The organism is Actinomadura sp. KC216 (assembly GCF_004348535.1).
Lineage (GTDB): Bacteria > Actinomycetota > Actinomycetes > Streptosporangiales > Streptosporangiaceae > Spirillospora.
Genome location: NZ_SMJX01000333.1, coordinates 1 through 8,832 on the forward strand (window position 1 = coordinate 1; position 8,832 = coordinate 8,832).

The following is an 8,832-nucleotide window of genomic DNA, read 5'->3' on the forward strand; positions in this document are numbered from 1 at the left end:
CCGGTGGTCCGCCCGGCATGCCCGGTGGGCGTCCCGGCACGCCCGGTGGTGGTCCGCCCGGCATGGCCCCTGGCGGGGCTCCCGGGATGTACGGGGGGCCCGGTCGTCCGCCCGGTATGCCCTACACGGGGCCGCCGCCCGGGCCTCCCGGGCCTCCCGGGCCTCCGCCGGTTACGGTGCTCGGGCTGCGCGGACGGCAGTGGATGATCGTCGCGCTCGTCGTCGCCTGCTGCTATCTGGTCACCACCGGCGTCTCGCTCACCGGCGCGTGGGCGACCCTCAACCGCGATCCCACCAACGCCGAGCTGCAACTGGCCTCGAACAAGGAGGTCGCGCGCCGGTGGCAGGCGTGGCCCGCGGGACGCATCTTCCCTGAGCAGATCAGCTACCGCCCCGAAACGGGCCACAGCGAGTACGCGATCCGGATGGGCATCGTCCCCGACATCACCTGCGCGCAGGCCGTCGACCAGGCGATCGCGACGACCATCGCCCGGCACGGCTGCCTGGCCGTCCTGCGCGCCACGTACGTCGACCAGTTGCAGGGCATCGTCGTCACGGTCGGCGTGGTGGCGTTCTCCGACCCGTGGAAGGCCGACAAGGCGTACAAGGAGCTGCCCGGCCCGCAGGGGCCGGACGGGCGGGGCTCGGTGAGCCCGGCGCTGCACGCGGCGCCCTTCCCCGGGACGGCGTCCGCCCGGTTCAACGACGAGGCCCGGCAGGACCGGACCATCGACCGCGGCGGCCCGTACGTCGTGCTGACGACGTCCGGGCAGACCGACGGGCGTCCCGCGGCGGCGATCAAGAAGGCGCGGCCGGGCGAGCCGTTCGTCGTCGCGCCGCAGATCGGGCACGCGATCGCACGGTCGCTGGCCGCCAAGTCCCTGCCGGACTGCGACGAACCCGAGTGGGAATGCTGACGGGAGCACGGATGCCAGGGCGCCAGGCGGGCGCGACGCGGCGCGAACGATCGGGCCCCGCGCGGCGGACGGTCGCGGCCGTGTTCGCGGCGGCGGTGGCCGGGACGTGGCTGATGCCCGTGCCCGCGCACGCCGACGCCGTCCGCGAGCTGCAGAAGCCCATCCTGAACGTTCTCGGCATGGACGCCGCGTGGCGGATCACCAAGGGCAAGGGCGTGACGGTCGCGGTCGTCGACTCGGGCGTCGACCCGAGCCAGGCCGACATCGCCGGCTCGGTCACCACCGGGCCCAACATGCTCGCCGAGGTCGACGCCGGCACGAAGCCGATCCGGCGGCACGGCACCAGCATGGCGGCGCTGATCGCGGGCCACGGGCACGGCGCCGGCGGCGGCTCCGGCGTCATCGGGATCGCGCCGGAGTCCCGCATCCTCGCGATCCGGGCGATCGCGGAGAAGCAGGACCCCAGCTATCCCCGCTTCCGGCGGTCCGAGCGGGCCGCGCTCGCCGTGGCGCGCGGCATCCGCTACGCCGCCGACCACGGTGCCGACGTGATCAACCTCTCGCTCGGCAAGGAAGGCGCGATCCCGGACGAGCGCGCCGCCATCGGACACGCCATCGACAAGGGCGTCGTGGTGGTCGCCGCGGTCGGCAACGAGGGCGACGACCCGGACCTCCTCGACGGCGACGGGTACGCGCCCTACTCCTATCCGGCGTCCTATCCGGGCGTCATCGCGGTCGCCGCGACGGAGCCCGGACACGCCCGGGCGCGGTTCTCCAACCGCAACTATTCGGTGCTGCTGTCGGCGCCCGGCGTGGACATTCCCGTCGCGGGCCCCGGCGGGCGGTACTTCATCAGCGCCGGGACCAGCGACTCCAGCGCGCTCGTGTCCGGAATCGCCGCGCTGATCCGTGCGAAGCACCCGAAGATGGCGCCGTCGCTGGTCTCGCAGGCGCTGATCCAGAGCGTCCGGCACACGCCGTCCGGCGGCTACAGCTCCGAGACCGGGTTCGGTGAGGTCCACGCGTCCCGGGCGCTGTCGGCGGCCGATGCGCTGGCCTCGTCGGGCGGGACCAGGCAGGGCGCCGGCAAGTCCTCCGCCCGGCGGTTCGGGGCGGAGGAGGACCCCGGGCCGGTGGAGGTCATCGAGCGGCCCGGCTGGGTCTCGCCACTGATCCTCGGGCTGGTGCTCGCCGGGGTCGGCGGGACGGTCACGGCCGGTGCGATCGGGGTCACCTTTCGCCGCCGGCATCCCCGTCCTCGGGCTGCCGGTGATCCGCCGCTCGGCCCAAGTTCGGGTGCGGGCCTAGGCTCGCGGCCGGGGCCGGGTCCGGGTCCGGGTGGGCCCCGGGCGTTTCCTCCTCTGGGGCGGACGCAGGGCGGGCCGCCGCCGCATGGGCCGTCCGGGCCTCATGGGCCGTCTGGGCCGCCGCCTTGGGGGTCTGAACCGCGTCCCGGGTCGGCCGGGCCGCCGCCTGGGGCGTTGCCGCCCCTGCCGCCCGCCTGAGACCGCGAGAATCGGCTGATGTGGTCTGAACCCGATGAGTACGCCGAGGCCGTCCTGGACGCGGTGGAGCGGATCCCGCCGGGACGCGTCCTCGCCTACGGCGATGTGGCCGAGCTGGTCGGGCGGGGCGGGCCCCGGCAGGTCGGGCGCGTGATGTCCCTGTACGGGGGCGCCGTGCCGTGGTGGCGGGTCATCCGCGCGGACGGCAGCCCGCCGAGCGGCCACGAGATCGAGGCGCACGAGCAGTACCGCGCCGAGGGCACGCCGCTGCGCCCGGACGGCCGCCGCGTCGACATGGCCCGCGCCCGCTGGACGGGGCCGGAGCCGGGGCTGGGGCCGGAGCCGTCCTGACTCCCTCGCGCCGCGGTGTTTCTTGGGCGACATGCGTGCGTTGTGGTCAGAACCGTCCCGGTGATCTGTTCCAATGAACTGTTGTGCCGTCTGCTTCCTACCGTCTCGTGCGCCGCGCGGGTCCCGCGCGGGCCGTCCCGCCCCTGCTCGACGAGCAGCAGCGGCGGGTCGTGGAGCATGCGGGCGGGCCGATGCTCGTGCTGGCGGGGCCGGGCACCGGGAAGACGACCACGATCGTCGAGGCCGTCGTCGACCGCATCGAGAACCGGGGGGTGGACCCGGAGCGCGTCCTCGTCCTGACGTTCAGCCGCAAGGCGGCGGGGGAGCTGCGGCAGCGGATCACCGGCAGGCTCCAGCGGACGACGCGCACGCCGCTGGCGCTCACCTTCCACAGTTACGCCTATGCGTTGCTCCGCCGGGACGCCGTTCTCGATGAAGAGCCCGCGCCTCGCCTGCTGTCCGGGCCGGAGCAACTGCTGGAAGTGCGGCGGTTCCTGGAGGGCGAGCTGGCGGACGGCGCCCATGGCTGGCCGGAACGGTTGAGGGCCGCTCTGGCGACACGCGGGTTCGCCGAAGAACTGCGTGACTTCACCTTGCGCGCGGTAGAGCGGGGTGTCTACGGCGAAGACCTCGTTGCGCTCGGACGTATGCGCGGACGCGACGACTGGCCCGCCATAGGCGAGTTCATGGAACGGTATGCGGATCGGTTCGCGCTGGACCCCGTCCCCACCTACGACTACGGCGAGCTGATTCAGGTGGCCGCGCGCATGCTCGCGGACGAGGAAGTACGAATCCGGGAGCAGGACGCCTACGACATCGTGTTCGTGGACGAATACCAGGACACCGACCCTGCGCAGGAAGCCCTTCTGCATTACCTCGCCGGGGACGGCCGCGACCTCATCGTCGTCGGCGACCCGGATCAGTCCATCTACGGGTTCCGTGGCGCCGATGTGCGGGGCATCCAGGAGTTCCCGAACCGGTTCCGGACGCTGGACGGCGAGCCCGCGTCCGTCGTGGCGTTGCAGACGTGCCGCCGGATGGGGCCCGAGATCCTGGCGGCGTCGCGGCGGATCGCCCGGCGCCTGCCCGCCGGAGCGGCCGGGGCCGCCGAGCATCGTGCGCTGCGTCCGCTGGAGGAGCTGGAAGACGGCGAGGTGCGCGCCGTGATCGCCGACTCCGAGAGCCAGGAGTCCGCGCTCGTCGCGGACGAGCTGCGCCGCGCGCATCTCCTGGACGGCGTTCCCTGGTCGCGGATGGCGGTTCTCGTGCGCAGTGCCGTCCGGCAGGTTCCGGTGCTGAGGCGGGCGCTGGCCCAGGCCGGTGTGCCCGTGGTGGTGGCTGGTGACGAAGTTCCCCTCATGGGCGAGCCCGCCGTTCGTCCATTCCTTGTTCTGCTAAGGGCGGCGTTGAAGAAGGGCTTTTTGGACGACGTCGTCGCAGAAGACCTCCTGACCGGGCCGCTAGGCGGGGCCGACGCGCTCGCCATGCGTCGGCTCAAGCGGGCGTTGCGCGACCTGGAGGAACTGTCGGGCGGGCAGCGTCCGCTAGGGGAGCTTCTGGTCGCGGCGGTGAACGACCCGCGCGAGCTTGTTCTCGTCCACGAAAGGGTGCGGGCACCGGCCGAACGCGTCGCGCACCTCATCGACGTGGCGCGGCGCAGCGTCCACGAGGGCGGCAGTGCCGAGGACGTGCTGTGGGCCGTGTGGCAGGAGAGCGGGCAGGCGGACGTCCTGCTGGAGCAGAGTGCCAAGGGCGGCGCGCGCGGCGCGGCGGCCGACCGGGATCTCGACGCCGTCGTGGCGCTGTTCGACCATGCGGCGCGGTTCGTCGACCGGCTCCCACAGGCGGGGCCGGAATTGTTCGTCGACAACATCGCGTCCCAGGAGATCGCCGGTGACACCCTCGCCGAACAGGCACCGGAGGGCGAAGCCGTCCGGATCCTCACTGCGCACCGCTCCAAGGGACTGGAGTGGGACGTGGTCGTGGTGGCCGGTGTGCAGGAGGGCGTCTGGCCGGACGTGCGCCTCCGTGGGTCGCTGCTCGGTATCGAAGAACTGGTCGAGCACGCCGCTGGTGCCGAGCCAGAAGGAGACGCTGCTGCTGGGGCGTCCATGGCCGCCAAAATGCTGGACGAAGAACGGCGCCTCTTCTACGTCGCCGTGACACGGGCGCGGAAACGGCTCGTCGTGACGGCCGTCGGTGGGGACGACACAGAAGAGCGGCCTTCACGCTTCCTGAACGAACTCCTTCCCGGCGCCATCGAACAATCGCAACTGGACGAGAAGACCCGGTGGCTTTCGCTGTCCGCGCTGGTCGCCGACCTCCGTTCCGTGGTCGCGGACCCGTCCCGTCCCGAACCGCTGCGGCGCGCCGCCGCCGGGCACCTGGCGCGCCTGGCGCGCGCGGGCGTGCGCGGCGCGAAACCGGAGAACTGGTACGCCATCACCGCCCTCTCCGACTCCGGGCCCGCGTTCGCCGAGGACGAGCCCATCACCATCTCCCCGTCCCAGGTCGAGGCGTTCACGACGTGCGGGCTGCGCTGGCTGCTCGCGTCCGCGGTCGGCGCGCAGGAGGGCGGGCCGAACGAGTACAGCACCATGGGCAAGGTCATCCACGCGGTCGCCGAACTCGCGGGCGCGGACGACGGCATCAGCGAGGTCCACGTCGCCGAACGGCTCGACGAGATATGGAACGACCTGGAGTTCCGCAGCTCCTGGTACTCCGAGAAGCAGCGCGAGCAGGCCGGCCGGATGGTCGACAAGTTCCTCGCCTGGCACCGCGACAACCCCAACGAGGTCGTCGCGCTGGAGGAGTCGTTCAAGGTCGACCTCGGCCGCGTCGTCATCAAGGGCCGCATCGACCGCGCCGAACGCGACGCGGACGGGCGCGCCGTCATCATCGACATCAAGACGTCCTCGACGGCCGTCCCCAAGGACGACCTGGCCCGCCACCCGCAGCTCGGCGTCTACCAGTACGCGGTGATGCTCGGCGCGTTCGAGCGGCACGGGCTGATCGAGCCCGGCGGCGCCAAGCTCGTCCAGGTCGGCAAGGCCGCGTTCACCGCCAAGGCGCGCGAGCAGGAGCAGCCGCCGCCGTCCGAGGACGACGACCCCGAATGGCCCAAGAAGCTCGTCGAGATCGTCGCGACCGGGATGGCCGGGGACGTCTTCCAGGCGAGGGCCAACGACAAGTGTCGGACGTGTCCCGTACGCTCCTGCTGCCCGGTCCACGACGAAGGCGGCCAGGTCGGCGACTAGCGGCGGTGTGTTCTGTACGCTCCTGCTGATCCGTCCGCCCCGACGAGGGCGGGCACCAGATTCGTCGCTCGGGGGGAGTGGGGTGATCACGCCGGGAGAGCTGGCCCGGCTGCTGGAGATCCCGGCGCCGACCGAGGAGCAGGCCCGGGTGATCGAGGCGCCGATGGCGCCCATGGCGGTGATCGCGGGCGCCGGGTCAGGCAAGAGCGAGACGATGGCCGCGCGCGTGGTGTGGCTGGTCGCGAACGGGTTCGTCCGGCCGGAGCGCGTGCTCGGCCTCACGTTCACGCGGAAGGCCGCCGCCGAGCTGGGCGTCCGCGTCCGGAAGCGGCTCGACAAGCTGCGCGAGGTGCTTCCCGGCGACGAGCTCGACCGGCTCGGCGGCGAGGCGCTGTTCGACGGCGAGCCGATGGTGTCGACGTACCACTCCTACGCGGCCCGGCTCTTCGGCGACCACGCGCTGCGCGAGGCGCTCGAACCGACGATGCGGCTGATCTCGCCCGCCGTCGCGTGGCAGATATGCTCGCGCGCCGTCGACGCCTACCACGGGCCGATGGACCGCATCGAATGGCAGCCCGACACCGTGACGAAGGCCGTCATGGAACTCGCCGGAGACCTGTCCGAGCACCTGCGGACGGCCGACGACGTCCGTAAGGTCGGGACGTGGCTGGACGAACGGCTCGCCGCGGTCAAGAAACCGCTCAAGGCGCAGCGCGACGTCCTCGCCAAGCACGCCGTCCGCGAGCAGCTCATGCCGCTGATCGAGGCGTACGGGCGCGCCAAGGCCGACCGGGAGGTCATCGACCACGGCGACCAGATGGCCCTGGCGGCGCGGATCGCCTCCAAGCATCCCGAAGTGGGGATGATTGAGCGGTCGCGGTTCTCGGTCGTCCTGCTCGACGAGTACCAGGACACCTCGCAGGCGCAGCTCGTCCTGCTGAAGTCGCTGTTCACGGGCGGGCATCCCGTGACGGCCGTGGGCGACCCGTGCCAGTCCATCTACGGGTGGCGGGGCGCGAGCGCGGGGAACCTGCTGCGGTTCGCCTATGACTTTCCCTCGCAGGCCGGGATCGCCGGGGGGCGGCCGGTGCCCGCGCCGGTCGTCCAGCTCAGCCGGTCGTTCCGCAACGGCGAGCAGATCCTGGAGGCGGCCGCCAGGATCCAGGAGGAGCTGCGGGCGGAGACGAAGGCCGTGCCGCGGCTCATCCCGGGCGCGGGACGGGAGGGGCGCGGGCGCGTCGAATGCGCGCTGTTCGACACCGTCGAGGACGAGGCCGAACGCATCGCCGCCCGCATCGCGGGCCTCATGGCCGCCGACCCCGAAACGGCCCCGGACGTCGGCCCGTACACCGGCGGCGAAGGTCTGGAGTACTCCGACATCGCCGTCCTCGCGCGGAAGCGGTCGCAGTTCCCGCTGATCAGGCGGGCGCTGGAGGCGCGCGGCATCCCGGTCGAGGTCGTCGGGCTCGGCGGGCTCCTCACCGTCCCCGAGGTGCAGGACGTCGTCGCCACGATGCGGGTCATGCACGACCCGACGGCGGGCGCGTCGCTCGCCCGGCTGCTCACCGGCCCGCGCTGGCGCCTCGGCCCGCGCGACCTCGTCGCCCTCGGGCGCCGGGCCCGCACCCTCGCCCTGGACGCCGCCCGCGACATCACCCCGCCGGAAAAGGACCGGCCCGAGGAGCCCACGGCGGACGGCTCCCCGCCCGAAACCGCTGAAGGAAGCGGCGAGGGGAGCGGCGACGATCCGCTGCGGCAGCTCGTCAGCGAGCTGAACCAGGAGACCGGGAGCCTGGTCGACGCGCTCGATGACCTCGGCCCGCCGGACGCCTACTCGCCGGAAGGGCACGCGCGCCTGCGCCGCCTGCGCGACGAGCTGCGGATGCTCCGCGGGCAGGTCGGCCTCCCGCTGCCCGACCTGGTCAACGAGGTGGAGCGCGCGCTCGGCCTCGACATCGAGGTCGCCGCCCGGTCCGGGCTCGACCCGGTCACCGCCCGCGCCGACCTCGACGCCTTCATCGACGCCGCCGCCACGTTCGCGGGCGACGCCGAAGATCCGACGCTCGGCGCGTTCCTCGCCTACCTCAAGGCCGCCGAGACGGAGGAGTTCGGGCTGGAGGCCGGACGGGTCGGCGAGACGAACAGCGTCAAGCTGCTCACCGTCCACGCGTCCAAGGGACTGGAGTGGCCGGTGGTCGTCGTGCCGGGGCTGTCGTCCGTCCCGCAGAAGAACGGCGCCCCGGCGAAAGGGTCGATCTTCCCGTCGCCGCCGCAGAACGCCACCCGCTGGACGGCGAACCCGCGCGTCCTACCGTTCATGCTGCGCGGCGACCGCGCCGACCTGCCGCCGCTGAACGGCCTCGACAAGGACGACCTCGCCGCCTTCGACGACGCCTGTGCCGAGCGCGACCTGCGCGAGGAACGGCGGCTCGCCTATGTGGCGGTGACGCGCGCGTCCAGCCTGCTCATCGCGACGGGCTACTGGTGGGGGTCGTCGGGGCGTCCGCTGGGGCCGTCGCCGTTCCTGGAGGAGATCCGCGCGGTCTGCATGGCGGGGGCCGGGTCCGTCGCCGTGTGGGCCGACCCGCCGGAGGAGGGGGCCGCGAACCCGCTGCTCGCCGACCCCGACGAGGCCGACTGGCCCGTCGCGCCCGGCGACCGAGGCGGCTCCGACGCCACGGCCCGCGAACGGTACGAGGCCGTCGTCGCGGCCGCCCGCATGGTCGAGGACGAGATGTCCGGGCGGACGCGGCACTGGGCCGGGCACGACGGGCTGTCCGACGCCGACCGGGGCCGCATGAC

Annotated in this window: 5 protein-coding genes; all 5 read left to right on the plus strand. The window is 73.1% G+C overall.

What is annotated here, in order from left to right; translation table 11 throughout:
* The first annotated feature begins 176 nt into the window (after positions 1–176).
* Positions 177–917, plus strand: a complete 741-nt coding sequence (locus tag E1264_RS35690) for a hypothetical protein (RefSeq protein WP_132180799.1) — start codon at positions 177–179, stop codon at positions 915–917.
* Positions 918–928: 11 nt separating this feature from the next.
* Positions 929–2,422 carry a S8 family serine peptidase gene (locus tag E1264_RS35695; RefSeq protein WP_243711369.1) on the plus strand — a complete coding sequence of 498 codons (1,494 nt, stop codon included), beginning with the start codon at positions 929–931 and terminating at the stop codon, positions 2,420–2,422.
* An 18-nt stretch (positions 2,423–2,440) separates the two neighbouring features.
* Positions 2,441–2,773 carry an MGMT family protein gene (locus tag E1264_RS35700; RefSeq protein ID WP_132180801.1) on the plus strand — a complete coding sequence of 111 codons (333 nt, stop codon included), beginning with the start codon at positions 2,441–2,443 and terminating at the stop codon, positions 2,771–2,773.
* An 83-nt stretch (positions 2,774–2,856) separates the two neighbouring features.
* Complete coding sequence (locus tag E1264_RS35705; RefSeq protein ID WP_132180803.1) at positions 2,857–6,030, plus strand: ATP-dependent DNA helicase; 3,174 nt, start codon at positions 2,857–2,859, stop codon at positions 6,028–6,030.
* A gap of 82 nt (positions 6,031–6,112) precedes the next feature.
* Positions 6,113–8,832: ATP-dependent helicase (locus E1264_RS35710; RefSeq protein WP_132180805.1), on the plus strand; the 2,720-nt coding region annotated here is incomplete at its 3' end.